At 74.0% G+C, this 24,311-nt stretch carries 23 protein-coding genes and 1 pseudogene; 9 read left to right on the plus strand and 15 right to left on the minus strand.

Annotated elements, in window-relative coordinates; translation table 11 throughout:
• The first annotated feature begins 27 nt into the window (after positions 1–27).
• The gene (locus VE614_RS06965; protein WP_324933688.1) at positions 28–2,694 is read left to right on the plus strand and encodes a cellulose binding domain-containing protein; all 2,667 of its coding nucleotides are present in this window, start codon (positions 28–30) and stop codon (positions 2,692–2,694) included.
• Between the two features lie 211 nt (positions 2,695–2,905).
• Positions 2,906–3,682 (plus strand): hypothetical protein, encoded by a 777-nt coding sequence (locus tag VE614_RS06970; RefSeq protein ID WP_324933690.1) that lies wholly within the window; start codon positions 2,906–2,908, stop codon positions 3,680–3,682.
• Between the two features lie 149 nt (positions 3,683–3,831).
• Here VE614_RS06970 and VE614_RS06975 read toward each other — a convergent pair whose 3' ends face one another.
• The 3 genes from VE614_RS06975 to VE614_RS06985 all read right to left on the minus strand — a co-directional run bounded on the left by VE614_RS06975 (position 3,832) and on the right by VE614_RS06985 (position 6,071).
• Positions 3,832–4,587, minus strand: coding sequence for a class I SAM-dependent methyltransferase (locus VE614_RS06975; protein WP_324933692.1), 756 nt, complete (start codon positions 4,585–4,587; stop codon positions 3,832–3,834).
• 7 nt (positions 4,588–4,594) lie between these two features.
• The gene (locus VE614_RS06980; RefSeq protein ID WP_324933694.1) at positions 4,595–4,900 is read right to left on the minus strand and encodes a 4a-hydroxytetrahydrobiopterin dehydratase; all 306 of its coding nucleotides are present in this window, start codon (positions 4,898–4,900) and stop codon (positions 4,595–4,597) included.
• An 82-nt stretch (positions 4,901–4,982) separates the two neighbouring features.
• Positions 4,983–6,071 carry an ADP-ribosylglycohydrolase family protein gene (locus tag VE614_RS06985; protein WP_324933696.1) on the minus strand — a complete coding sequence of 363 codons (1,089 nt, stop codon included), beginning with the start codon at positions 6,069–6,071 and terminating at the stop codon, positions 4,983–4,985.
• 29 nt (positions 6,072–6,100) lie between these two features.
• Here VE614_RS06985 and VE614_RS06990 point away from each other — a divergent pair, with 29 nt between their 5' ends.
• Positions 6,101–6,931: a helix-turn-helix transcriptional regulator gene (locus VE614_RS06990; RefSeq protein ID WP_324933698.1), complete on the plus strand. Its 831-nt coding sequence runs from the start codon at positions 6,101–6,103 to the stop codon at positions 6,929–6,931.
• Here VE614_RS06990 and VE614_RS06995 read toward each other — a convergent pair.
• Positions 6,913–7,338 (minus strand): hypothetical protein, encoded by a 426-nt coding sequence (locus tag VE614_RS06995; protein WP_324933700.1) that lies wholly within the window; start codon positions 7,336–7,338, stop codon positions 6,913–6,915. The two genes, VE614_RS06990 and VE614_RS06995, sit on opposite strands and share 19 nt — an antisense overlap.
• Positions 7,339–7,610: 272 nt before the next feature.
• Here VE614_RS06995 and VE614_RS07000 point away from each other — a divergent pair, with 272 nt between their 5' ends.
• Complete coding sequence (locus VE614_RS07000; RefSeq protein WP_324933702.1) at positions 7,611–8,474, plus strand: helix-turn-helix transcriptional regulator; 864 nt, start codon at positions 7,611–7,613, stop codon at positions 8,472–8,474.
• Positions 8,475–8,556: 82 nt separating this feature from the next.
• Entirely contained in the window at positions 8,557–9,369 is an 813-nt protein-coding gene (locus VE614_RS07005) for an SAM-dependent methyltransferase (RefSeq protein WP_324933704.1), read from the plus strand.
• A gap of 223 nt (positions 9,370–9,592) precedes the next feature.
• On the opposite strand, the gene VE614_RS07010 is transcribed toward VE614_RS07005, so the two are convergent.
• The 7 genes from VE614_RS07010 to VE614_RS07040 form a co-directional block, all read right to left on the minus strand.
• Positions 9,593–10,366, minus strand: a complete 774-nt coding sequence (locus VE614_RS07010; RefSeq protein WP_324933706.1) for a glycerophosphodiester phosphodiesterase family protein — start codon at positions 10,364–10,366, stop codon at positions 9,593–9,595.
• A 6-nt stretch (positions 10,367–10,372) separates the two neighbouring features.
• Entirely contained in the window at positions 10,373–11,023 is a 651-nt protein-coding gene (locus tag VE614_RS07015) for a hypothetical protein (protein ID WP_324933708.1), read from the minus strand.
• Entirely contained in the window at positions 11,020–11,418 is a 399-nt protein-coding gene (locus tag VE614_RS07020) for a hypothetical protein (protein WP_324933710.1), read from the minus strand. The genes VE614_RS07015 and VE614_RS07020 overlap by 4 nt, the downstream gene beginning before the upstream one ends.
• Positions 11,419–11,582: 164 nt before the next feature.
• Positions 11,583–12,011, minus strand: coding sequence for an OsmC family protein (locus tag VE614_RS07025; RefSeq protein WP_324933711.1), 429 nt, complete (start codon positions 12,009–12,011; stop codon positions 11,583–11,585).
• Between the two features lie 108 nt (positions 12,012–12,119).
• Positions 12,120–13,502 carry an amino acid permease gene (locus tag VE614_RS07030; protein WP_324933713.1) on the minus strand — a complete coding sequence of 461 codons (1,383 nt, stop codon included), beginning with the start codon at positions 13,500–13,502 and terminating at the stop codon, positions 12,120–12,122.
• 84 nt (positions 13,503–13,586) lie between these two features.
• On the minus strand, positions 13,587–15,734 hold the full coding sequence (locus VE614_RS07035; RefSeq protein WP_324933715.1) for a phage holin family protein: 2,148 nt from the start codon (positions 15,732–15,734) through the stop codon (positions 13,587–13,589).
• Positions 15,735–15,864: 130 nt separating this feature from the next.
• On the minus strand, positions 15,865–16,278 hold the full coding sequence (locus VE614_RS07040) for a hypothetical protein (RefSeq protein WP_324933717.1): 414 nt from the start codon (positions 16,276–16,278) through the stop codon (positions 15,865–15,867).
• 83 nt (positions 16,279–16,361) lie between these two features.
• Here VE614_RS07040 and VE614_RS07045 point away from each other — a divergent pair, with 83 nt between their 5' ends.
• Positions 16,362–17,135 (plus strand): MBL fold metallo-hydrolase, encoded by a 774-nt coding sequence (locus tag VE614_RS07045; RefSeq protein ID WP_324933719.1) that lies wholly within the window; start codon positions 16,362–16,364, stop codon positions 17,133–17,135.
• Positions 17,132–17,755 carry a DedA family protein gene (locus VE614_RS07050; RefSeq protein ID WP_324933721.1) on the plus strand — a complete coding sequence of 208 codons (624 nt, stop codon included), beginning with the start codon at positions 17,132–17,134 and terminating at the stop codon, positions 17,753–17,755. Before VE614_RS07045 ends, VE614_RS07050 begins: the two co-directional genes overlap by 4 nt.
• Positions 17,756–18,092: 337 nt before the next feature.
• Here VE614_RS07050 and VE614_RS07055 read toward each other — a convergent pair whose 3' ends face one another.
• From VE614_RS07055 to VE614_RS07065, 3 genes are all read right to left on the minus strand, one after another.
• Positions 18,093–19,187 (minus strand): MBL fold metallo-hydrolase, encoded by a 1,095-nt coding sequence (locus tag VE614_RS07055; RefSeq protein WP_324933723.1) that lies wholly within the window; start codon positions 19,185–19,187, stop codon positions 18,093–18,095.
• Complete coding sequence (locus tag VE614_RS07060; RefSeq protein WP_324933725.1) at positions 19,184–20,431, minus strand: aminotransferase class I/II-fold pyridoxal phosphate-dependent enzyme; 1,248 nt, start codon at positions 20,429–20,431, stop codon at positions 19,184–19,186. The genes VE614_RS07055 and VE614_RS07060 overlap by 4 nt, the downstream gene beginning before the upstream one ends.
• A gap of 494 nt (positions 20,432–20,925) precedes the next feature.
• On the minus strand, positions 20,926–21,570 hold the full coding sequence (locus VE614_RS07065) for a hypothetical protein (RefSeq protein WP_324933727.1): 645 nt from the start codon (positions 21,568–21,570) through the stop codon (positions 20,926–20,928).
• Between the two features lie 260 nt (positions 21,571–21,830).
• Between VE614_RS07065 and VE614_RS07070 the strand changes: the two genes are divergently transcribed.
• Both VE614_RS07070 and VE614_RS07075 read left to right on the plus strand, forming a co-directional pair.
• Positions 21,831–23,624, plus strand: coding sequence for a thiamine pyrophosphate-requiring protein (locus VE614_RS07070; RefSeq protein WP_324933729.1), 1,794 nt, complete (start codon positions 21,831–21,833; stop codon positions 23,622–23,624).
• A gap of 67 nt (positions 23,625–23,691) precedes the next feature.
• Positions 23,692–23,823: pseudogene (locus VE614_RS07075) on the plus strand (IclR family transcriptional regulator domain-containing protein); the annotation flags it as partial.
• Positions 23,824–24,117: 294 nt separating this feature from the next.
• Here the strand turns inward: VE614_RS07075 and VE614_RS07080 are convergent.
• The gene (locus VE614_RS07080) at positions 24,118–24,249 is read right to left on the minus strand and encodes a hypothetical protein (RefSeq protein ID WP_324933731.1); all 132 of its coding nucleotides are present in this window, start codon (positions 24,247–24,249) and stop codon (positions 24,118–24,120) included.
• Between the last annotated feature and the right edge of the window lie 62 nt (positions 24,250–24,311).

Genomic DNA, 24,311 nt, shown 5'->3' on the forward strand with positions numbered 1-24,311 from the left:
TTCGCAAGCAGGAAGGACCTCCCCACCGTGCGAAGAACCCGTGTCCTCACCGCGGCGCTGGCGCTCGCGGCCGGCCTGCTCGCGGGCGCCCCGCCCGCGCTGGCCGCCGAACCCGTCGAGCGAGAGGTGTCGATCGCCGCCGACACCTACACCTGGAAGAACGCCCGGATCGACGGGGGCGGCTTCGTCCCCGGCATCGTCTTCAACCGCAAGGAGAAGAACCTCGCCTACGCCCGCACCGACATCGGCGGCGCCTACCGCTGGCAGCAGTCGACGAAGACCTGGACGCCCCTGCTGGACCACGTCGGCTGGGACGACTGGGGCCACACGGGCGTGGTCGGCCTGGCCTCCGACCCGGTGGACCCGGACAAGGTGTACGCGGCGGTCGGCACCTACACCAACGACTGGGACCCGGGCAACGGGGCCGTGCTGCGCTCCGCCGACCGGGGTGCGAGCTGGCGCAGGACCGACCTGCCGTTCAAGCTGGGCGGCAACATGCCCGGCCGCGGCATGGGCGAGCGTCTCGCCGTCGATCCGCACCGGAACAGCGTGCTGTACCTGGGCGCGCCCAGCGGCAAGGGCCTGTGGCGGTCGACGGACTCGGGGGTGACCTGGTCGCAGGTGGCGAACTTCCCCAACGTCGGCAACTACGCGCAGGACCCGAGCGACACCTCCGGCTACGCCAGTGACAACCAGGGCATCGTCTGGGTCACCTTCGACGAGTCCACCGGCACCGCCGGCGGCGCCACGAAGACGATCTACGTCGGGGTCGCCGACAAGGAGAACGCGGTCTACCGCTCGACGGACGCGGGCGCGACCTGGCAGCGGCTGGCGGGGCAGCCGACGGGGTACCTGGCCCACAAGGGTGTACTGGACACGGTCAACGGTCACCTGTACCTCGCATACAGCGACAAGGGCGGCCCCTACGACGGCGGCAAGGGCCGGCTCTTCCGGTACACCACCGCCACCGGCACCTGGACGGACATCAGCCCCGTCGCCGAGGCCGACACCTACTACGGCTTCAGCGGACTGACCGTCGACCGGCAGAAGCCCGGCACCCTCATGGCCACCGCGTACAGTTCCTGGTGGCCGGACACCCAGCTCTTCCGCTCCACCGACAGCGGCGCCACCTGGACCAAGGCGTGGGACCACACCTCGTATCCCGACCGCGAGAACCGGTACACGATGGACGTCTCGTCCTCCCCGTGGCTGACCTGGGGCGCCAACCCGTCCCCGCCCGAGCAGACCCCGAAGCTCGGCTGGATGACCGAGGCGCTGGAGATCGACCCCTTCGACTCGAACCGGATGATGTACGGCACCGGCGCGACGGTCTACGGCACCGAGAACCTCACCAACTGGGACTCCGGCAGCAAGTTCACCATCAAGCCGATGGTGCAGGGCCTGGAGGAGACCGCGGTCCTCGACCTCGCCTCTCCGCCGTCGGGCGCGCCGCTGCTCAGCGCCCTCGGCGACATCGGCGGCTTCCGGCACACGGACCTGACGAAGGTCCCGCCGATGATGTACACCTCCCCCAACTTCACCTCCACCACCAGCCTCGACTACGCGGAGTCCCGTCCGGACACGGTGGTCCGGGTCGGCAACCTCGACTCCGGCCCGCACATCGCCTTCTCCACGGACAACGGCGCCAACTGGTTCGCCGGGACCGACCCGTCCGGGGTGAGCGGCGGCGGCACGGTCGCGGCGGCGGCCGACGGCAGCCGGTTCGTGTGGAGCCCGCAGGGCGCAGGCGTGCACTACGCGACCGGGTTCGGCTCGTCCTGGTCGGCGTCCAGCGGTATCCCGGCGGGCGCGATCGTCGAGTCGGACCGGGTGGACCCGAAGACCTTCTACGGTTTCAAGTCGGGGAAGTTCTACGTCAGCACGGACGGCGGCGCCACCTTCACCGCCTCCGCCGCGGCCAACCTGCCCGGCGGGGACAGCGTGCGCTTCAAGGCGCTGCCCGGCGGGAAGGGCGACATCTGGCTTGCGGGCGGCGCGAGCGACGGGGCGTACGGACTGTGGCACTCCACGAACGGGGGTGTCACCTTCACCAAGCTGTCGAACGTGGAGCAGGCCGACACCATCGGCTTCGGCAAGGCGGCGGCCGGCGCCTCGTACCAGACGCTCTACACCAGCGCCAAGATCGGCGGGGTGCGCGGCATCTTCCGCTCCACCGACCAGGGCGCGACCTGGACCCGGATCAACGACGACGCCCACCAGTGGGGCTGGACCGGCGCGGCGATCACCGGCGATCCGCGGGTGTACGGCCGGGTGTACGTCGCGACCAACGGGCGCGGGGTGATCTACGGCGACACCTCCGGCACCGGCGGCGGGGGCGGCGGCACGGATCCGGGCCCCACGCCGACGCCCCCCGGTGCCTGCGCGGTGACGTACAAGATCACCAGCCAGTGGTCGGGCGGCTTCCAGGCGGACGTACGGCTCGCCAACACGGGCAGCACCGCCTGGAACGGCTGGTCGCTGAGCTGGACCTTCCCCGACGGACAGACGGTGTCCCAGATGTGGAACGCCGAGCACGGCCAGTCGGGCGGGACGGTGACGGCGAAGAACGTCGGCTGGAACGGGAGCGTGGCCGCGGGCTCGTCGGTGGGCTTCGGATTCACCGGCAGCTGGTCGGGCGGCAACGGCAAGCCGGCCGCGTTCAAGCTGGGTGACCGGTCCTGCGCGGTGAACTGAGCGAAAAGGGGCGCGCATCGGCGCCGGTGCGCGCCCCCTACCGTCACGGAAAAACGGCGTCCGCGCGCTCGCCGGCGGATCCGGCGGAGCCGGGTTAATGGTTGAGTGTTCACACTTCCATCACGGTTGTGTCACCGGACCGCCCGGACCGCGCCTCCGGGTCGTCTCAGCCCTTACGGTCATCTGGCACCAACTGACCTATGGGGTACACATGTCGCACAACGAGCCACCGGCCGACCAGCCCACGCACATCGGACCATCGGCTGGGCCGTCGGCCGGTAAGCCGGGATGGGCGCGGAAGCGGATCGCCGTCCCGGCCGCGCTCCTCGTCTTCTTCGTCGGCGTCGGCGTCGGCTCCTCCGGCAACAACGGCCAGGAGAGGACGAGCGCCGGCGGCAAGGCCGAGCCGCGGCCCACCGTCACCGTCACGGAGACGGTCGGGGCCGAGCCGGCCAAGGCTGACGACGCGAAGCCCGCCGACGACGACAGGCGGACCGCGGCCGACGAGAAGGCGACCGTCCCCGACTTCGTGGGGATGGGCCTGCAGTCCGCGCAGGACAAGGCCCAGAAGCTCGGCTTCTACAGCCTCACCTCACACGATGCCCTCGGCCGGGACCGCATGCAGGCCTTCGATCGGAACTGGAAGGTGTGCGGCCAGAACGTGAAAGCCGGTACGTCGGCATCGACCGACACCGAACTCGACTTCGGAACCGTCAAGTTGGAGGAAGCCTGCCCGGCGAAGGAGGAGAAGGCCCCGTCCACGCAGGGCGGAAAGATGCCCGACTTCACGGGCAAGTCGGTGAAGGCGGCCCGCGGGGCGCTCGACTCGGGCACGTCACTCACGGTCGAGGACGCCTCGCCTGAGGACCGGTGGGTGCTGGCTGAGTCGAACTGGCAGGTCTGCACCCAGAGGCCCGCCGCCGGCGAGGCGCTGAACGGACAACCCGTCACGTTCACGGCGGTCAAGTTCGGTGAGACCTGCCCGTAGTCACGGGCACGCACTCCCCGGCCGCTGCCGCACGACACGCCACCGCCTGCGCACCCGCGGGCGACGCGGCAGGTGAGGCGCCGCATGGTTCACGTGACGTGCCTCTCGGGGGGCGCACGGAGTTGTGCCCGTCAGTCGGAGGGCCTGCGTCATGTTGCCGCCCCCACCGTCTTCCTGAACGCCCGCAGGGTGAACCACGGGTCGGGGCGGGGCCGGTCCTGGTCGGGGAGGGCGGCCAGGCGCTCGGCGAAGGCGTCGGCCCGGGGATCGCCGGGCGGCAGCGTGACGAACCAGCCGCGGCGCAGGTCGGCGATGGTGCGACGCGGGCTGCGGCCCTGGCCGCGGCCGGGGAAGCGGGCCTGCCCGGCCGGGAGCAGGCCGTGCGCGGCGGCGGACGCCTCGACGGCCGCCGGCTCGTCGACGGCGCGGGTGCGGGGGCGGGCGGCGAGGACGGCGTCGATGTCGCTGCCCACATTGTGCCCGGCGGCCTTGTCGACGGTGGTGACATAGACCCCGCCCGGGCGCAGGACGCGCGCGCACTCGGCGACGACGGCGCGCACGGCCGCCGGGTCCGGCAGCAGGTGGAGCAGCCACACGCTGGTCACCGCGTCGAACGTGCCGTCAGGGAACGGGAGTCGGCGGGCGTCGGCGCGCACCACGGCGCCCGGGAGGCGGGCGGCGGCGCGGCGGACCATCGCGTCGGTGAGGTCGGCCCCCGTCACCCGCAGGCCGTCCCGGGCCGCGGCGAGCCGCCGGGTGACGATGCCGGTGCCGCAGGCGAGGTCGAGCAGGCGGCGGGCACTGCCGGGCACCAGGCCGAGGACACCTTCCGCGGCGGCGGCCGCGCGGGGTTCGCCGCCCCGGGAGGCGTCGTAGCGCTCGGCCTCCTGGCTGTAGTCCAGCACCGCCGGCTCAGCTCGCGCCGTGGGCCGGGGCGAGGTCGGACACGCGGCGGGCCAGCTCGACGTCCAGCTCGGTGATCTTGCCGCCGGCACTGTGCGTGTGCACCGACACGGTCACGCTGTGGTAGCCGAGGGTGAGGTCGGAGTGGTGGTCCAGCTCGTCCTGCACCTGGGCGATGTGGACGACGAGCGCGGCGGCGGCGATGTGCGAGCCGAGCCGGTAGGTGCGGGTGAGGCGGTCCTCGTCGAGCGACCAGCCCGGCAGTGCGGCCAGCCGGTCCTCGATCTCCTCGGGCGACAGCGGTTCCACGGCCATGACCTCGCTCCTTCCCCGGGGGTCCCGTTCAAGACTGCCACAGGAGAGCCGTCGCGGTCCTGGTCGGATGGCCTGCCGGGGGTCAGCCGCGGTGACATTCGGCCGCGAGATCGTCGGCCAGCGCGGCGATCCGGTCGCGGCCCTCGACCTGCCGCAGCCAGGAGTGCGGCAGGCTCACGTCGCCGTACCGGGCGCCGAGGATGTTCCCGCAGATGGAGCCGGTGGAATCGGTGTCGCCGGAGTGGTTGACCGAGAGCAGCAGCGCGTCCGTCACCCGGGGTTCGGCGAGCGCCGCGTACACGCCGATGGCCAGGGCCTCCTCGGCGACCCACCCGGCGCCCAGTTTCTCCACCTGCGCGGCGCTCGGCACGCCTTCGGCGGCCAGGTCGAGGGCCTGTTCGAGTGCGGCCGTGGTCTCCTCGTGACCGGGGTGGCGGGCGAGCAGCCGCAGGGTGCGCAGGACGGCACCCTCGACGGAGTCCCCGGCGACCAGGTGGGCGGTGAGGGCGGCGAACGCGCCGGCCGCGTAGTAGCCGGTGGGGTGGCCGTGGGTGAGCCGGGCGCAGCGGGCGGCGAGGTCGAAGGCGCGGTCGGCGGGGGCGCCGGTGAGTCCGAAGGGCGCCGAGCGCATCACCGCGCCGCAGCCCTTCGCGTTGGGGTTGACCGGGCCGAAGCCGCCGAGCGGGGCGCCGGTGTCGGGGGCGTACGGCTGGTGCAGGCCGGACAGGCAGGCGTTGCCGGGGGCGCGGCGGGCGTAGAGCCAGGGTTCGGCGAGGAGCGGCCGCTCGAATCCCGGGTGGGCGGCGAGGGTGCCGTCGGGACCGGGCTGCTGCTGGGTGACCAGCCAGCGCCGGTAGGCCTCGTACAGCAGCTGGTGGGCGGCACCGCCGATGCCCTTCTCGCGTTCGCGGCGGTGGGCGGCGAGAAGGCCCTCGACGGTGAACAGCGTCATCTGGGTGTCGTCGCTGATCCGGCCGGCGACGCCGGTGGCGTCGGGGACGAGGGAGGTCACGCCGCGCGCCCCGTGGGCGGCGCGGATGGCGTCCAGGGAGCTGAACTCGACGGGATAGCCGAGGGCGTCGCCGAGCGCGCCGCCGAGCAGGCAGCCGCGCACCCTCGACCGGCGCACCGCCGGTGCCTGCCAGTTCGCCTGCCGCCACGCCTCGTTCACGCGGTACCTCCTCGACTACGGTCGTCCACATGAGCATTCTGACGTCCGAGCCCACGGCTCCCGCGACCGCCCCCGCCGACCGGGGTGTCGGCCCGCTGCTGCGGTCCTGGCGGGAGCGGCGGCGGATCAGCCAGCTGGAACTGGCGCTGCGCGCCGACTCCTCCGCCCGGCACATCAGCTTCATCGAGACGGGCCGGTCCCGGCCGAGCGAGGAGATGGTGCTGCGGCTGGCCGAGCATCTGGACGTGCCGGTGCGGGACCGCAACGCGCTGCTGCTGGCCGCCGGTTACGCGCCGCGGTTCCCGGAGACCCCGCTGGACGATCCGGCGCTGGGGGGACTGCGGGCGGGCATGGAGCGGCTGATCCGCGGCTACGAGCCGTATCCGGCGCTGGTGGTGGACGCGACGTACCACGTGGTGGCCGCGAACCGGGGTATCACCATGCTGCTGGACGAGGTGCCCGAGGAGCTGCTGGCGCCGCCGCTGAACGCGATGCGGCTGACGCTGCACCCGCGGGGCCTGGCGCCGCGGATCCGCAATCTGCGCGAGTGGCGGGGGCATCTGCTGGCGCAGATGGAGCGGCAGATCGCGCTGCACCGCTCGGCGCCGCTGCGGGAGTTGTACGAGGAGGTGGCGGCGTATCCGGTGCCGGAGCCGGCAGCGGCCGCCGAACCGGAGGAGCCGGTCCCGTACTTCGCGCTGCCGATGCAGATCGAGTACCGGGGCCGGATCCTGTCGTTCATCTCGTCCATCTCCACGTTCAACACGCCGATGGACGTGACCGTCGCCGAGCTGGCCATCGAGACGTTCCTCCCGGCCGACGCGGCGACGGTGCGGCACCTTCAGGAGCTGGTGCTCTGACGGGCCCGCAGCGCCATGTGCTGGAGGATCGCGAACCCCGCGACGGTGAGCGCCTGGAGCACGGTCCACACCGCGCCCGCGGTGCTCGGGGTGAGCCAGAGCGCGAGGGCCGTGAAACTGACCGCCGCCCAGGCGAGGTTGGCCTCCACGACCATGCGCACGGGCAGGGTCGCGGGGTGCGGGCGGGCGGCGAGCAGGCCGACGCCCGCGGCGAAGGCGGTGAGGAACGCGCCGAGGGCGAGCAGCGCACCGGAGCCGACACCCAGCAGGTCGCCGAGCGGGACCGAGAGGGCCAGGTAGGCGACACCGTTGGCGCCGGTGACCGCCGCGTCGAGGGCGAGGAAGCGGCGCAGCATGGTGCGCGGGTCGGAGGTGCGGGCGAGCGTGGCGAGCTGGGTGGCGGACATGGCGGATCATCCTCCGGCGAGGTCGTCGGTGCGGGGGCCCGGGCCCCGGGGCGGAGTGCGCCGCCCCGGAACCCGGTGGGTCCACCATCCGGCCGGGCGGGGTGCCGGGTCGATTACCCGGGAGGTAATGGGAGGTCATGTCCGTGCGCGGGCCGGCGGACCCGGGGCGCCCGTCTGTCTCATATCGCAAGCAGCGCGCCGCGCACCCGTGAGTGTGCGGCCGGAACATGACAGACTGCCCGGGAACTTCCGGCGCGTAGGGGAGGCGTGGCGTGAGTGAGCGACGGCCGGCGCCCACCGTGGGCCAGGTGGTGCTCGGCAAGCGGTTGCAGGAGCTGCGGGAGGCGGCCGGACTGAGCCGGGAGGACGCCGCGCGGGTCCTGCGGGTGGCCCCGGCGACCGTCCGCCGGATGGAGATGGCCGAGGTCTCCCTGAAGATCCCTTATGTGCAGCTGCTGCTCGACGCCTACGGGGTGCCCGAGGGCGAGGTGGAGGCGTTCGTCACGCTCGCCGAGGAGGCGAACCAGCCGGGCTGGTGGCAGCGGTTCCACGATGTGCTGCCGGACTGGTTCAGCCTGTTCGTGAGCCTGGAGGGCGCGGCCCGGATGATCCGCTCCTACGAGCCGCACTTCGTGCCGGGCCTGCTGCAGACCGAGGAGTACGCGCGGGCCGTGCTGGAGGCCGGGACGATCGGGCAGAGCGACCGGGCGTCACTGGAGCGGCATGTGTCGCTGCGGATGGCCCGGCAGGAGCTGCTGCGCCGCCCCAGCCCGCCCCACCTGTGGGTGATCATGGACGAGACGGTGCTGCGGCGCCCGGTGAGCACCCGCCCCGAGGTGATGATCGGCCAGCTGGACCGGCTGCTGGAGGCCGTCGAGAGCGATCGGATCACCTTGCAGGTCGCCGAGTTCGCGCACGGTCCGCACCCGGGGACGTACGCGCCCTTCGCGCTGTTCCGGTTCGCCGAGCCGGAACTGCCGGACATGGTGTTCACCGAGTATCTGACGGGCGCGCTGTACCTGGACTCCCGCACGGAGGTCTCCGCGCACCTGGAGGTGCTGGACCACATGACGGCGCACGCCGCGTCCGCCCGGCGCACCAAGAAGATCCTCCAGGAGTGCCGCGAGCGGTTCTGAGCGGGACAGCGGGACAGCGAGACCTGAAACGACCGAGGCGCCGGGGCCCGAGCCCCGGGGCCGACGAGGAGAAGACACCGTCATGACCGCATCCGACGCCGCCGCCCGTATCGACACCAGCCGGCCGCACCCGGCGCGGGTGTACGACTGGTGGCTGGGCGGCAAGGACAACTACCCGGTGGACGAGGAACTGGCCCGGCGGATCCTCGCCGTGGACGGCACGGTGGTGCGCGGGGCGCGGGCCAACCGCCGGTTCATGCACCGGGCCGTGCGCACGGTCGCCGAGGCGGGGATCCGCCAGTTCCTGGACATCGGCACCGGCATTCCCACCGAACCCAATCTGCACCAGGTGGCGCAGAAGACCGCGCCGGAGAGCCGGGTGGTGTACGCGGACAACGACCCGATCGTGCTGCGGCACGCCGAGGCGCTGCTGCACGGCTCGCCGGAGGGCGCCACCGCCTACGCGCACGCCGACGTACGGGACGCCGACGCGCTGCTGGCGCGGGCCGCCGAGACCCTGGACCTCACCCGGCCGGTGGCGCTGTCCCTGGTGGCGCTCACCCACTACCTGGACGCCGACCCCGACGGCGACGACGTGTACGGGCTGCTGTCCCGGTACGTCGACGCGCTCGCCCCGGGCAGCTGTCTGATCCTGTCGCAGGTGACCCCCGATCTGAACCCGGAGGCCATCGCCAGGGCGGCCGAGAGCTTCCGGCGCACCGGCACCCCGTTCTTCCCCCGGTCGCTGACCGAGTTCGCCCGCTTCTTCGACGGTCTGGAACTGCTGGGGCCCGGCCTGATCCCGGTGCACGGCTGGCGCCCGGACGCGGAGGACGTGGCAGCCCAGGCGGAGGGGATCGTGCCGGTGTACGCGGGGGTGGCGCGCAAGCCCTGACGTCACCCGCACGGCCGCCGTAGGCGGGGGCCGCGCTGCTGCGCGCCGGGCGGTTCTTCCGGCCCGGGACGGCCGCGCCCGACCTGCACAGCGTGGAACTGACCGGCGGCCGGGAGGCGGACGCCTTCCACCGGGACCGGTGGGGCGGACGGACTGTCCGTCGGTGGCGCGGACCGGCCCGAGTACGAGCCGCGGGGCTGCCCGCGCGGCGCCGGGTTCACGCTCAGGGGCGGGAGGACTCGGCGGCGGGAGTGCCGTGCCCGCCCGGCTCCGGGGGCTCGCCGCGCAGGTCGACGGCGCGCCGGGGCCGGTCGGTGATCAGTACGTCCACCCGCGGGTCGGTGAGGAAGCCGCGCATCGCGGTGTCCTCGTTGACCGTCCAGACCATGGTGAACAGGCCGTGCCGGGCGGCTTCGCGCAGCACGTTGGCGCGGGCGAGCCGCTGGTGCACGGCGACTCCGTGCGCGCCGCAGGCCCGCACCCGGCGCATCGGGAACAGCTCGCCGAGCCGGGTCGCGGTGAACCGGGCGGCGCCGATCTCCTTGCGGTCCCGGCCGAGCGAGAGCGCGGTCTTCACCCCGGGGTACGCCCGGGTGATCGCGGCGACGGAACGGTCCTCCAGGGTGGTGGCGACGAAGCCGTCCGCGCCGAGCAGGGCGATCGCCCGGTCGATCACGTCCCCCTCGTAGCCGGTCTCCTTCAGGTCCAGGTGCCCGATCAGCTTCCCGGCGATCAGCTCCATGACCTCGTCGACGACGGGCACGGGGTAGCCGGCGCGTTCGTTCAGTTCCGCGTGGGTCAGCTCGGTGAGCAGCGGGCCGGTGTGCCGCACCCGGGGGTCGTGGTAGACGACGAGGACCCCGTCGGCGGTGCGCCGGATGTCGAACTCGACGTACTCGGCACCGGTGAGCAGCGCGTCCTCGTACGCCTGCCAGGTGGCGGGGCCGAAGGTCTCGGATCCGCCGCGGTGGGCGGAGACGGCGGGGCGTCGGGTCATGGGCGGTCAGCTCCCGGAGGTAGTGCGTGGTGCGGGGACGGGCAGGGGTCCGTCGTCGGACGGGGCGAGCAGCTCGCCGGAACCGCCGCCGGCCCGTCTGAGGAGCAGATAGCCGATCACCACGAGGATGATGAAAGGCAGCCAGGCCAGAAGATGGGCCACGCCGTAGGTGCCGAGGTCGAGGATCGAGCGCTTCTCGTCCACGTTGGAGCCGTTGACGCCGAAGAAGGCCAGCAGCAGGGTCGGCGGCAGCGCGATCAGGGTGGCCGCCGCGACCAGGCCGGAGATGGTGCGGTCGCGGGCCTCGTCGCGATCGGCGAGGGCGGCGGAGCGGGCGTTGATGACGGAGGTGAGCCGTTCCACCATGCGCGCGGAGCTGTCCAGGCTGTCGCGGATGCCGAGCGCGTCGCGCAGCGAGGACTGGAAGCCCTCCATCAGCATCTCCGGGATCAGCAGGCTGTCGACGTACGCCTCGACGCCGAAGGCCAGGTCGAGCTGGAGTTCGTTGACACCGGCCGAGAGCCGGGAGATCAGGGTGCGGACGTTCTGCGGGGAGTCGGCGGCGGCCTGTTCGTTGGCGCGCATCATCGCGAACGCGGCGAGCCGGGTGCGTTGCAGCACGGCCGGCGCGGAGACCCTGCCCAGCTCGCCGATCACGTCGAGCAGGGGACGGCCGCCGAGGGTGATCGGAGCACGGTCGAAACAGGTGTCGGCCAGCCAGGCGGCGACCGCGGCGGACGGGGTCTCACCGCCGACTCGCAGTCCGGCAGCAGGGTCGCTTCGCCGCGCGGGGTGGCGACGACGAGGACCCCGGCCTCCGCCAGGGCCAGTCCGTGGTCGCCGCCGGGCAGGCCCAGCTCGCCCGGTTCCAGACGCCGGGCCAGCACCGGCACGGGCAGTAAGGCGGCACCGGACACCGGGTGCGGGGTGAAGCGGCCGAAGTCGAACCGGTCGACGAGCGGGCCGTGCGCGTCGTCGCGCGGGTGGATACGGCCGGCCAGGCTGAACAGCATGAGCATGCGGGTGCGTTCCCGGGTGGCGGAGTCGAGCACCGCGTACTGCTGGATGTTCCCGCCGCCATCGCCAACCCTCTCCCCACCTCGGCGCAGGGCGTTATACCGCCCGCACCGCGTCCGTGAACCGCGCCGAGCACCGTGCAGGCCGTCCCCGCGTCGGGAACGGCCTGCACCAAGGATGCGGGAAACCGCAGGGAACGTCAGGCGAGCTTCGCCGAGAGCGTGATCGGCACGGCCTTCAGGGCCTGGCTGACGGGGCAGTTGACCTTCGCGTCCTCCGCCGCGGCGACGAACGCGTCGTTCTCCAGGTCCGGCACCGTGCCCTCGACGGTGAGGTGGATGCCGGTGATGCCCTCACCCGGCTGGAAGGTGACGTCCGCGGAGGTCACCAGCTTGGTCGGCGGCGTGCCTGCCTGGGCGAGGGCGTGCGAGAACGCCATGGAGAAGCAACTGGCGTGGGCGGCGGCGATCAGCTCCTCCGGGCTGGTCTTGCCGCCCGGCTCCTGGGTGCGGGCAGCCCACGTCACCGGCTGCTCGCTGATGGCGCCGGACGAGTCGAAGGTGACGACTCCGTTGCCCTCGAGCAGGTTGCCTTCCCAGACAGTGTGTGCGGAGCGCGTGGTGGCCACGGTCATTCCTTTCGTAGCGTCCCGGTTCTGGTCCCGATCCGGGTTGACGGACACCATCCGATCACACTCCGGCGCACCGCACGGGGAAGTCGGGCCACCGGCGCCCGGTCAGGCGGCGGCGCGCTGCCGGCGGGCCGCCAGCCAGGCGTAGACCGGCACGCCCGCGAAGAGGAACAGCACGCCCTGGTAGACGGCCGCGTACCCGGCGCCCGCGACCAGCCACAGGGAGAAGGCGAAGGCGAGCGCGGCGAGCACCGCGTCGCGCACCAGCCGGGACCGGTTCACCTTCTCGTGCTCGCCGCGCGCCAGGTGGAAGAGCTGCGCGGCGGTGGCCAGCAGGTAGGGCACGGTCGCCGTGAAGGTGGTGACCAGGACCAGGACCTCGAAGACGCGCGCGGAGCCCGCCGTGTAGTTGTAGACGGTCAGCAGGGAGGCCAGGACGACGGTGACACCGACGCCGACGGTGGGCACCCCGCGCCGCTTGCGGGCGAAGGCCGCCGGGAACAGGCCGTCGCGGGCGGCCGCGTACGGCGTCTGGGCGCTCAGCAGGGTCCAGCCGTTGAGGCAGCCCGTCATCGACACCAGCGCGGCCAGCGCCACGGCCCAGCCGCCCCAGGAGCCGCCGAACATGGCGTTCACCGCGTCGGAGAAGGGGGCCGTGGAGTCGACCAGCTTGTCGTGGGCGACGGTGCCGAACACCGAGAAGGTGCCGAGCAGATAGACGAGGGCGGCGCCGAGGGTGCCGATGACGGTGGCGCGGCCGACGTTGCGGCGCGGGTCGCGGACCTCGCCGGCGCTGACCGCGGCCGACTCCACACCCAGGTAGGAGAAGAGCAGGATCGCGGCGGACGCCGAGACCGCGCCGAGGGTGCCGTCGCCGCTCGCGTTGAACGGGCCGAGGTTGTCCGGGTCGAAGAAGAACAGCCCGCCGACCGCGACGAGCAGCAGCGGCGCGAACTTCAGCACGGTGGAGACGAGCTGGACGGCGCCGACGTACCGGCTGCCGGCGAAGTTCGACAGGGCGGGCAGCCACTGGATGACGAGGGCGGCCAGGCAGGCGGTCCACGCGTGGTCGTTCACGGGGATCAGCACGTCGAGGTAGCCGACGGCGGCCACGGCGAGCGCCGCGTTGGAGACCCAGGTGGTGATCCAGTACGCCCAGGCGGCGAGGAAGCCCGCGAAGTCGCCGAAGGCCTCCCGGGCGTAGACGTAGGGGCCGCCGGTGCGCGGGTCGCGGTGGGCGAGCCGTCCGAAGACCAGGGCCAGGGCGATCGCGCCGGCGGTCAGGACGGCGAAGGCGAGCAGGCTGACGGTGCCGAAGGGGGCCACGGCGGCCGGGAGCAGGAAGATGCCGCCGCCGATGATGTTGCCCATGACCAGGGCGGTGGCGACCGGCAGCCCGAAGCGCCGGGTGTGCTTCTCGGGTGCCGCGGCGGTCCGGGGTGCGGTCGCCTGCGGGGCCGGAGCCGGGACGGTTCCGGTGTCGTGCATGGGGTGGTGCGCCTCTCCTCGTGCTGGTGCCCGGGATCGCCGGACGACCGCCCATGGTCGGGCACGGGTTCGAGTCGCTCCAAATCACACGATTTTGTCCTGCGTGGTGGGGTCCGGCACCGCAAGAGATACGTCACCGAGGGCTTCGGACCGGGAATCGTCCACCGGAATCCGGTCCACCGGCACCTGGGGGCCGTCCGCCTCCCGCAGCCAGCGGCGCAGCACCCGGTGGACGTGTTCCGCGCCGGCGATCTCCTCGCCGTCCGCGACCGGCGCGGACAGGGCGAGCGGGGACAGCAGGAACGGCTTGCTCTGGGCGCCGCCGAGGCCGCCGTGCGAGCCGATCTGCTCCTCGAAGGCGAGGACCTCCCCGTCGGCCGGGTCGTGGAAGGAGTTGACCATGATGTCGGCGGCGTGCGGGAAGGTGTGGGCGCGGCGCACCGCCGCCGCGGCGCCCGGGCCGAACGCGGCGAGCGGGCCGGGGCGGTCGTCGAGTTCGTCCACCGGGATCTCCGTGCCGTACGCGCCGAGCACCACCCCGCCGTGCCGCTCGCTGCGCACCAGCAGGAACCCGATGCCGGGATGGTTGGCGAGGGTGGACAGCAGCGCCGGGTGGCGGGCGTCGATCTCCTCCTTGCTCATCCGGTGCGGCACGTCCGGGAAGGAGACCAGGCCGAGGTTGCCGGAGGCCAGCACGATCGGCTCGGAGCGGCGGGCCGGGCGGTGCTGCTCGGCGTCCTCCTCGACCGGGATGCGCAGCGCGGCCCGGACCGCGGCGCGGGCCTCGGCGCCGCTGTGGGTGCGACGCGCCCGGCGCGGCACGGGCAGCCCGCAGCCGGCCCGCACCAGGTCGCCCAGGGTGAGACCGTAGCGGGCGCGGAAGGTCTCGCCGGGGCTCTGCCCGTGGTCGGAGAGGACCACGATCCGGTACGGGCGGGGCGCGTGCTCGGCGACCTTCTCGATCAGGGCGAGCGCCCGGTCCAGGCGCTGGAGCACCTTCTCGGCGTCCCGCCCGAACGGGCCCGAGTGGTGGGCGACCTCGTCGTAGGCGACCAGGTCGGCGTAGATCGCGGTGCGTCCGGCGAGCATGTCGCCCATGACCGCGGCGACCACCACATCGCGTTCGACGACGGTCGCGAAGGCCCGGATGAACGGGTAGAGGCCGCCGCGGGACACCCGGGGCCGCTCCTCGCGGAGCCGGGAGCGGGTGGACTGGCCGATCTCGCGGCCCACCTCGGCGACGAACGACAGGGCGGTGCGCACGGCGTTGGCCGGGTCGGAGAAATAGGCGAAGTAGCCGGCGCGGGAGCGGTTCTCGCGGCCGCGCCGCCGGGTGGCGATGGACAGCACCAGGGCCTGTTCGTCCGCGCCGCCGCCGAACAGGTTGCCCCGGCTCGCGCCGTCGAAGGTGAGCAGTCCGCCGTCCCCGGTGCGGGCGACGGCGCGGCGCTGGAGTTCGGCGGCGCTGGTGGGGCGGTTGCTGACCATCACCTCCTGGGTGTCCTTCTCGTACCAGCGGAAGGCGGGCACGTCGAAGGTGCTGCCGTGCAGGATCCCCAGCTGGCTGGCGCCGGTCTGGCTGGACCAGTCGGTGCGCCACGCCGTGAGGCGGTGGCTGGGGCGGGCGGCGCCGGGCTCGTCGCCGGTGCCGAGCCAGCGGGCGACGGTCGGCATCAGGCCCTTGCCGACGGCGTCCACCAGCACGTCGTGGCCGACGCCGTCGAGTTGCAGGAAGAGGGTACCGGGGCTGGCCGGACCGGGCGGCTGCCGGCGCCGGCGGCGGTCGGCGAGCCGGTAGAGACGGCGGCGGTAGGCGTCGTCGTCGCGCACCGCGAGGGCGGCGCCGGTGGCGGAGGCGACCGCGGACATCACGGCGGCCACCACCACCGCCGTCTCCGGTGCGGCGGCGCCCCGCTCGCCCGGGTCCAGACGCAGCGCGAGCAGCAGCAGCGCCCCGTTGAGCGCGAACACCAGCAGACCGAGGACGAGCGCGGGCACCAGCAGCAGGAGACGGACGAGCAGCGGCCACACCAGCGCCGACAGCACACCGAAGGCGCCCGCCCCGAACGCGGCGGTGACGGCGATGTCGGTGGCGCTGTCGCCGTCCGCCGACCGCAGGCGGAAGTCGGGCAGGAGACCGGCGAGGGCCAGCATGGTGACCGTACTGACCGCCCAGACGGCGACGCTGCGCCCGACCTGACTCGTGATCCGCCGCCAACGCCCCGCACGCACGCCCCGTACACCTCACGTCCCCGCCCGTGATCGGCACGGGCCCGACCCCAGCGTGTCACATCGCCTCCGGGGCCGTCCGTCACCCGAGGGCCGTCCGGTCCGGCCTCGGGCGGCGAGCGTCCGCGGCGCGCTACCGGCCGTCGTAGCCGGCCGTCGGCATCGAGAGTCTGCGGTGCACACGGGCCTTCATCTGCGCGTCGTAGAGCGGTTCCGCCCGCCCCACGGTCTCCACCCGCACCCCGCGCCGCGCGCACTCGGCGGTGAACGCCTCGACGTCGGCCAGCGCGCTCTCCAGCACCCGGCGGCTGGGCGCGACGAACATGTCGCGGCCGGGCCGCACCCCGTCCCACAGCAGGCAGTGGTCCGGGCGCAGCCCGCGCACCAGCAGCTCGCGGGTGACGACATAGCCGTGCTCGGCGGCCCAGCGGGAGCACATCGCGTGCTGGCCGCGGGAGTCCACCAGGAAGGGATCGATCTCCAGTTCCTCGAGCGGCGTAAGACTGGCGATCGCCGTGACGCGCACCGGCCCGGGGCCTTCTCCCATGGCGCCCCCCTCACCTCAGGGTTTCGCCGCCGACCCTACTCCTGCCCGTAGGCTTCGGGGAGTCGCGTGAAGGGGGCAAAGAGGTGCCGGTGGAGATCACCTGGTGGGGTCACGCCACCTGCACGGTCGAGGATTCGGACGTACGCGTGCTCACCGACCCCCTGTTCGCACGCCGGCTCGCGCATCTGCGGCGCCGGCGCGGGGCGCTGCCGCCGCCGGAGGCGTGGCGCGCGGACGTCGCGGTGGTCTCGCATCTGCACGCCGATCATCTGCACATACCGTCGCTGGCGCGGCTCGCGCCGGGCACGCGCCTGCTCGTGCCCCGGGGCGCACCCCGTGCGGTGCCCGGTCTGCGCCGGCTCTCCCGGCTGCGGGTGACGGAAGTGGCGCCCGGCGACCAGGTCAAGGTCGGCGGTCTGGTGCTACGGGCCGTGCCGGCGCGGCACGACGGGCGGCGGCTGCCCTTCGGCCCGCACCGTTCGCCCGCGCTCGGCTATGTGGTGGAGGGCGAGGCGCGCACCTACTTCGCCGGGGACACCGGGCTGTTCGACTCCATGGCCGAGGAGGTCGGGCCGGTCGACGTGGCGCTGCTGCCGGTGGGCGGCTGGGGGCCGTACCTCGGCGAGGGGCACCTGGACCCGGGGCGGGCGGCGCAGGCGCTGGTACGGCTGGCGCCGCGCAGCGCGGTGCCGGTGCACTACGGCACGTACTGGCCGATCGGGATGGACGCCGTGCGCCCGCACGAGTTCCACGCGCCCGGAGACGAGTTCGTCCGGCTGGCCGCCGAGCGGGCGCCCGGGGTGGCGGTGCACCTGCTCGGGCACGGGGAGAGCGTGCGGCCGGAGGTCGCGCGGTGAGCTGGCTGGGGGCCGCGTCGACGGTGCCGCCCGAGACCACCCAGCAGGCGATCGGCTATCCCACGCTGTTCCTGCTGGTGCTGGTCGGGGCGCTGGTTCCGGTGGTGCCGACCGGGGCGCTGGTCAGCGGTGCGGCGGTGGTGGCGTTCCATCAGACCGCGCCGTTCTCGCTGGCGCTGGTGTTCGTGACGGCGGCGACGGCCGCGTTCTGCGGGGACATCGCGCTGTACTGGCTGGGGCGGCGCGGGATGAAGTCGAGGAACGGCTCGCGGTGGCTGGGGGCGATCCGGGCGCGGGCACCGGAGGACCGGCTGGCGCAGGCCCAGGACAAGCTGGCCTCGCACGGGGTGGCCGTGCTGGTGCTGTCCCGCCTGGTGCCGGCCGGGCGGCTCCCGGTGATGCTGGCCTGCCTGGTCGCCGAGTGGCCACTGCGCCGCTTCGCCCGCGGCAACCTGCCCGCGTGCCTGGCCTGGGCGGTGACCTACCAGCTCATCGGCATCCTCGGCGGCTCCCTCTTCCCCGAGCCGTGGGAAGGCGTGGTCGCGGCGGTCGCACTGACGGTACTGATCAGTCTCGTGCCGGGAGTGTGGCGGCGGGTACGGGGGACTTCGGCTGTGTAGGCGCGACGACGGCGAGGGGCGGCCCCCTCGCCGCCGGGGCATCCGTGTTCCTCGCGCTGGAGGTGAGCGACACCCGGGGGCGGCCCCCCTCGCCGCCGGGGCATCCGGCCTTGGGCCGCCAGGGGCGTGGGGCCGGATGCCGGGTCACCGGGCCACCAGGGCTCCGGGTCACCGGGCCACCAGGCCACCGAGCCGCCGAGCCGCCAGGGCTCCGGGACGCCGGGGCGGGCGAAGGGGGGACGGTCCTTGGCTCGCCGGGTCGGCGGACGGGAGCGGCCCCGGCCGCTGGGCGGGGCGGGAGGGGCCTTCCTCCCGAAGCGAGCGGCCCCGGAGGGGGCTACGGCAGCACGCGGGACCCCCCCACCGGCAGATCCCACAGGTCCGCGCGGTCCAGGCCCGCCTGTTCCCAGGCGGTACGGACGCGGGTCAGGGGTTCGAGGACCGGTTCGGCGGAGAGGACGAAGGTCGCCCAGTGCATGGGGGCCACGCGGCGGGCGCCGAGGTCGAGCGCGGCGCGGACCGCCTCCTCCGGGTCGCAGTGCACGTCGCTGAGCCACCAGCGGGGGGCGTACGCGCCGATGGGCAGGAGGGCCAGGTCGATACCCGGGTAGCGGCGGCCGATCCGGGAGAACCAGTGGCCGTAGGCGGTGTCGCCCGCGAAGTAGACCCGCCGCCCGTCGGGCGCGGTGAGCACCCAGCCGCCCCACAGGGAGCGGCAGGTGTCGATCAGGGTGCGCTTGGACCAGTGGTGGGCGGGCACGAAGTCGAAGCGCACGCCGCCCAGTTCGGACGCCTCCCACCAGTCCAGCTCGGTGACGGTGGTGAAGCGCCGGCGGCGGAACCAGCGCCCCAGCCCGGCCGGGACGAAGACGGGTGTCTCGCGCGGGAGCCTGCGCAGCGTCGGGGCGTCCAGGTGGTCGTAGTGGTTGTGGCTGATGACGACCGCGTCCACGCGCGGCAGCGCGTGCCAGGGCACGCCGACCGGCGTGATCCGCGCGGGGGTGCCGAGGATGCGGCGGGACCAGACCGGGTCGGTGAGCACGGTCAGCCCGCCGATCCGCACCACCCAGCTGGCGTGCCCGGCCCAGGTGACGGCGATGGTGCGGGTGTCCACGCGGGGCAGCGGAGCCGGTTCGTACGGCAGCCGGGGGATGTCGGCCAGGCCCTCCTCGTCGGGCCGGACCGCGCCCTCGCGGGCGAAGCGGGCGAGCGCCTTGATGCCGGGCAGCGGCGCGGTCAGCCGGTCGTGGAAGGTGCGCGGCCAGACTCTGCGCTCCCCGAGCGGACGCGGCTCGGCGAGCGGTGGGAAGGGCGGCGCGACAGGCGGTGCGACGGGTGGCGAGACGGGTGGCGCCAGGGGTGAGGCGGCGGCAACCGGGTCGGCGCTCTGGCGGGCCGTCGGGCTCGTGGTCGACTCGGACTGCTGCGTCATCGAGGAGGCTCCCATCGCTGAGCGTCGTCGCGGAGACCGTCGAAGACCGACCTCAAGGTGATCAACGAGCGGTTCGGGTGTGGCAGTTCCAGGGGTGCCGGTGAGCGCAGGCACTCCTCGCGCTCGGCGTCCGAACCGCCCAGCAGGGCACCGGTGGCGAGCCGCACCCGCAGCGCGCCCAGGTCGTCGCCGAAGCGGTGGCCGCCGGGCGCGGGCATGCCGAGCCGGGCGGAGAGGAAGTCCTCCAGTTCCTGTGCGTCGGTCACGCCGTGCGCGGCGAGACCGGCCTTGAGCGGCCCGAGGTCGACATACAGATGGCGGCCGGCGCGTGGCGGCAGGGCGAGCGCGCCGGCGGCGACGACCGCGCGGTGCATGGCGTCGGCCACGCGCGCGTGCAGCCGTACGGAGGCGGTGATCCGCGCGGTGACCGGTTCGGGTTCGGCGAGGGCGTAGGCCGCGGCGGCGGCGACGGGCCCGGCGATCCGGGCGCCGAGCGCGGTGAGGACGTCGAGCACGCGCGCGCGGAGGCCGTCGCCGGCGGGCCCGGCGGGGAACCGGGCGAGGGCGGCCGGCCATCCGGGCGGCAGCAGGGCGCCGGCCAGGTCGGTGATGACGGTGACCCGCTCGGGCAGCATCTCGGCGGGGCTGAGCAGCACGGTGTCGTGCGGGGCGTGCAGGGTGTCGCGCCAGGTCTCGTCGCTGACCAGGTGCAGCCCCTCCCCCTCGGCGGCCTCGACGGTCTCGTGCAGCACCTCCGGCGGCACCACCGTGGCGGTCGGGTCGTCGGCGACGGACAGCACCAGCAGCCGCGGGTCGCCGCCCTCGGCGCGCACCCGGCGCACGGTCTCCAGCAGGGCGTACGGGTCGGGTACGCCACCGCACTCGGCGGGGGTCGGCACATGGAAGACGGGCCGGCCCAGCAGCCGCGCGTGCGGTGCCCACCAGGCGGCGCACGGCCGGGGCACCAGCACGTCGCCGCCGAGCGCGGCGGTCAGCGCGAGCAGTACGGCGGGCGCGCCGGGCGCGGCCACCGCGTGCTCGGGGGTGGTGCTCAGTCCCCGCCGCGCCCAGTAGCCGCAGCCGGCCTCCAGCAGGGCGGGGCCGCCGCCGACCGGTTCGCCGCCGCCGCGGTGCGCCGCCACGGCGAGCACGGCGGCCAGCTCGGGCAGGACGGGCAGCCCGTCCTCGGGCGGGGGCGGGCCGTAGCGGACGGGGCCGTGGTCCTCGGGGGCCGTCCGGGGCATGGGGTCCTCCGCGCTGCCGTGGGCGTCGTGCCGTGTCGCCGTCCCGTGGGCGTCGTGCCGTGTCGCCGTCCCTTGGGCGTCGTACGGTGCCGCCGCCCGCTGGACGTCGTACCGTCCGGCCGGCGCTCGGGCGTCGTCGCGTTCCGCCGTTCCAGGGCGGTCGTGCCGGGTCGCCCGCCGGTGGCCGTCGTGCCGTATCGCCGTCCGGTGAGTGCCGTCTCCTGTCTCCGTCCCGTGGCCCTCGGCGCCGGGCCGGACGGGAGCGGCCGTCCCGTCGGCGTCGAGTCCCGCGGGCCGGGCCGGGCCGGCGGGGCTCTGTCGTCGTGTCGCGTGGTGTGTCGCCGTTCCGTCGTGGTCGCTCGTGGGGTGCTCCCTGGTCCGTGGGGTCCGTGGCCGGTGGGTTCCGGGCGTTCCCGCTTCGATCCCCGGTGCCGCGTGGGTCGTACGGTGCGGATCGTCCTTCCGCGCTTCCGCATACCCCGCCGGACGCCGGGTCAGCCGTCGGCGCCGGACACCCGGACGTACAGCCGGTGCGCGGCGGCCCCGAGGGCGCCCGCGATCAGCAGTCCCCCGAGCACCAATGCGGGCAGGGACACGCCGAAGGCGCCGCCCTCTCCGGCCCGCACCCCGCGCTGGACCACCGCCGTGCCGCAGCCGGCGTCCTTCGGGTCGGGGCAGGGCGACACGCTGTGGCCGCCGCCGTGACCGCCGTCGTGACCGCCGTCGTGACCGCCGCCCTGTGCCACGGTGAACGTCGCGCTCCACGGCTTGCCCTCCCCGCCGTGCGCGGCCGGGCAGGTGCCGTCGACGGTCCACGCGGAGTCCTCGCCCCCGGCGTGCGCCTCTCCGCCCTCGAAGTCCTCCGGGAGGACGATCCGCGCGGTGCCCCGGTAGGCCGGTCCGGACGTCTCGCCGTCCTGCCCGCCGGCCGGCCGCAGCTCGGCCAGCCCGTCCTCGAAGGCCTGCGAGGTGGCCTCCAGGGTGTCGGGCGGCGATCCGCCGACGGGGTCGCACGTCACCGAGACGGTGACGGTCCCGCCGGGCGCCGCCTGGGCGGGGCTGACCTCGGCGGCCGGTTCGGCGAGGGCGACGGAGGCGGCTCCGCCGGCCAGGACACCGGCCAGGACGACAGCGGACACGGTTCGAAGGGCAGGACGCACGACCAGGACTCCCCGCAACGGTGACGACGGACACGCAGCCATCACATCCGCTGCCCGCGCGTACCGCTCGCGGCCGACCCCCATTCGCGGGAAACCATCCGGCCAACGGGGTGAGGACACCGCGGTGGTCACCGATGGCCGGCGGTGCCGGGGACGCGGGGAACCGCCGGGGCGGCGTTTCCGCCTCACTCCGGCGGTGACTCGTCATCCACGGCCACGTCAACCGGGAGGTACTTCGGATGAGCACCACCGTCTCCGACCACGTCCTCGAACGGCTGCGCGAGTGGGGTGTGGAGCACGTCTTCGGCTATCCCGGTGACGGCATCAACGGCCTGCTCGCCGCCTGGGGGCGGGCGGAGAACCGGCCCCGGTTCATCCAGTCCCGGCACGAGGAGATGTCCGCGCTCCAGGCGGTCGGCTACGCCAAGTTCAGTGGCCGGCTCGGTGTGTGCGCGGCGACGTCCGGGCCGGGCGCGATCCATCTGCTCAACGGCCTGTACGACGCCAAACTGGACCATGTGCCGGTGCTGGCGATCGTCGGCCAGACGCACCGCACCGCGATGGGCGGCTCCTACCAGCAGGAAGTCGACCTGCACACGCTGTTCAAGGACGTCGCCTCCGAGTTCGTGGAGACGGTGACGGTGCCGGAGCAGCTGCCGAACGTGCTGGACCGGGCGATCCGCACCGCGTACGCGCGCCGCTGCCCCACGGCGGTCATCATCCCCGGTGACGTGCAGGAGCTGGAGTACTCGCCGCCGACGCACGACTTCAAGATGGTGCCCTCCAGCCTGGACCGCAGCGCGTGGACGGCGGTGCCCTCGGACGACGCGGTGCGGCGGGCGGCGGAGATCCTGAACACCGGTGACAAGGTGGCGATCCTGGTCGGCCAGGGCGCGGCCGGGGCGCGGGCCGAGGTGGAGACGCTCGCGGAGCTGCTCGGCGCGGGGGTCGCCAAGGCGCTGCTCGGCAAGGACGTCCTCAGCGACGAACTGCCGTACGTCACCGGCTCGATCGGGCTGCTGGGCACCCGCCCGTCCTACGAGCTGATGCGGGACTGCGACACGCTGCTGACCATCGGCTCGTCGTTCCCTTACTCGCAGTTCCTGCCGGAGTTCGGCAAGGCGCGGGGCGTGCAGATCGACATCGATCCGCACATGGTCGGGATGCGCTACCCGTACGAGGTGAACGTGGTCGGCGACGCGAGGGCGACGCTGGATCGGCTGATCCCGCTGATCGAGGGCGGGCGCGGACGCGAGTGGTTCGAGACGGTGTGCGACAACGTGCGGCACTGGCGGGACGTCCTGGAGCGGCGCGCGGAGCTGAGCGCCGATCCGATCAACCCGGAGTACGTCGCCCGGGCCCTGGATCCGCTGCTGCCGGACGACGCGATCGTCACCTCCGACTCGGGGTCGACGGCGAACTGGTACGCGCGGCACCTGACCATGCGGCCGGGCATGCGCGGCTCGCTCTCCGGCACGCTCGCCACGATGGGCTGCGGGGTGCCGTACGTGATCGGCGCGAAGTTCGCGCACCCGGACCGGCCCGCGATCGCCCTGGTCGGGGACGGGGCGATGCAGATGAACGGCATGGCGGAGCTGATCACGGCGGCGAAGTACCGCGACCAGTGGGAGGACCCGCGGCTGGTGATCGGGGTGTGGAACAACCAGGACCTCAACCAGGTGACCTGGGAGCTGCGGGCGATGGGCGGCGCGCCGTCCTTCCTCCCCTCGCAGGAACTGCCGGACGTGCAGTACGCCGCGTTCGCCCGCTCGCTGGGGCTGACCGGCATCCGGGTGGAGAAGCCGGAGGACGTCGAGGCGGGCTGGCGGGCCGGGCTGGAGGCGGACGGGCCCGCGGTGATCGAGTTCCTCACCGACCCCGCCGTACCGCCGATCCCGCCGCACGCCACCTGGGAGCAGATGGAAGCCACGGCCGCGTCGATCCTGAGGGGCGACGCGGACCGCGGCTCGGTGATCAAGCAGGGCTTCAAGGCGAAGCTGCAGGAGTTCCTGCCGGGCCGCGTCAGGAAGTGACCGCTCCGGCCGCCCCGGCCGGAGCACCGGTCGGGGCGGCCCGGCGGGCTCATCCCAGGGGGAGGCCCGCGTAGTTGCCGACATCACGGTCGGCACCCGCTTCTCCGCGTACGCCACCTCGATGGGCCGAGTGCTGCTGGCCGGACTGCCGGCCGCCGAACGCGCGGACCGCCTCGCCCGCACCGCCCTCGCCCCGCTCAGAATGAGGTCATGTCTGTCCCTGGAGGTACGGGAGAGCGGGAGCGGTGCGACCCAGCGGTGTTCGCATGGTGAAGGCGTTCTCGAACACTCGAACACCCGCTGGGTCACCCTCGCCACGCAGCACGCCCCCTACTCGTTCGGACGCCTGGGGCGCATCGAAGGCCTGGGACGCGTCGAGGCGCCGGCCAGGGCCCCGCTGCCGCGCGGAACGGCCGGCTCCCCGCCCGGCGCCGCTGGAGCGCCCGAGCCCCGCCCCGGCGCCGTGGCACCGGTTCAGGGCCTCGGAACCACTTCAGTGCCGCAGTACGACCGGCTCGGCCGCGTCCGGTTCCCGCTCCGCCGGCAGCAGCAGCTCCTCGTAACGTCCGAGGGCCAGCACCGTGCCGAGCAGCAGGAACGGGAGGAGCACAGCGAGGACCGCCATGGCCTGTCCTTCCGCAGAGGTGTGCGCGGGGGGCCTGCGTCGGGTCTCCGCCGATCCGGCGC

Origin of the sequence: Streptomyces sp. (genome assembly GCF_035645055.1) — a bacterium.
In the GTDB taxonomy this organism is placed as follows: domain Bacteria; phylum Actinomycetota; class Actinomycetes; order Streptomycetales; family Streptomycetaceae; genus Streptomyces.

Excerpts from the sequence above, each read along its gene's own strand:
- VE614_RS06970 (WP_324933690.1), top strand. The coding sequence starts at position 2,906 with ATGTCGCACAACGAGCCACCGGCCGACCAGCCCACGCACATCGGACCA.
- VE614_RS06980 (WP_324933694.1), bottom strand. The coding sequence starts at position 4,900 with ATGGCCGTGGAACCGCTGTCGCCCGAGGAGATCGAGGACCGGCTGGCC.
- VE614_RS06990 (WP_324933698.1), top strand. The coding sequence starts at position 6,101 with ATGAGCATTCTGACGTCCGAGCCCACGGCTCCCGCGACCGCCCCCGCC.
- VE614_RS06995 (WP_324933700.1), bottom strand. The coding sequence starts at position 7,338 with ATGTCCGCCACCCAGCTCGCCACGCTCGCCCGCACCTCCGACCCGCGC.
- VE614_RS07005 (WP_324933704.1), top strand. The coding sequence starts at position 8,557 with ATGACCGCATCCGACGCCGCCGCCCGTATCGACACCAGCCGGCCGCAC.
- VE614_RS07010 (WP_324933706.1), bottom strand. The coding sequence starts at position 10,366 with ATGACCCGACGCCCCGCCGTCTCCGCCCACCGCGGCGGATCCGAGACC.
- VE614_RS07030 (WP_324933713.1), bottom strand. The coding sequence starts at position 13,502 with ATGCACGACACCGGAACCGTCCCGGCTCCGGCCCCGCAGGCGACCGCA.
- VE614_RS07040 (WP_324933717.1), bottom strand. The coding sequence starts at position 16,278 with ATGGGAGAAGGCCCCGGGCCGGTGCGCGTCACGGCGATCGCCAGTCTT.
- VE614_RS07055 (WP_324933723.1), bottom strand. The coding sequence starts at position 19,187 with ATGACGCAGCAGTCCGAGTCGACCACGAGCCCGACGGCCCGCCAGAGC.
- VE614_RS07060 (WP_324933725.1), bottom strand. The coding sequence starts at position 20,431 with ATGCCCCGGACGGCCCCCGAGGACCACGGCCCCGTCCGCTACGGCCCG.
- VE614_RS07070 (WP_324933729.1), top strand. The coding sequence starts at position 21,831 with ATGAGCACCACCGTCTCCGACCACGTCCTCGAACGGCTGCGCGAGTGG.
- VE614_RS07080 (WP_324933731.1), bottom strand. The coding sequence starts at position 24,249 with ATGGCGGTCCTCGCTGTGCTCCTCCCGTTCCTGCTGCTCGGCACGGTG.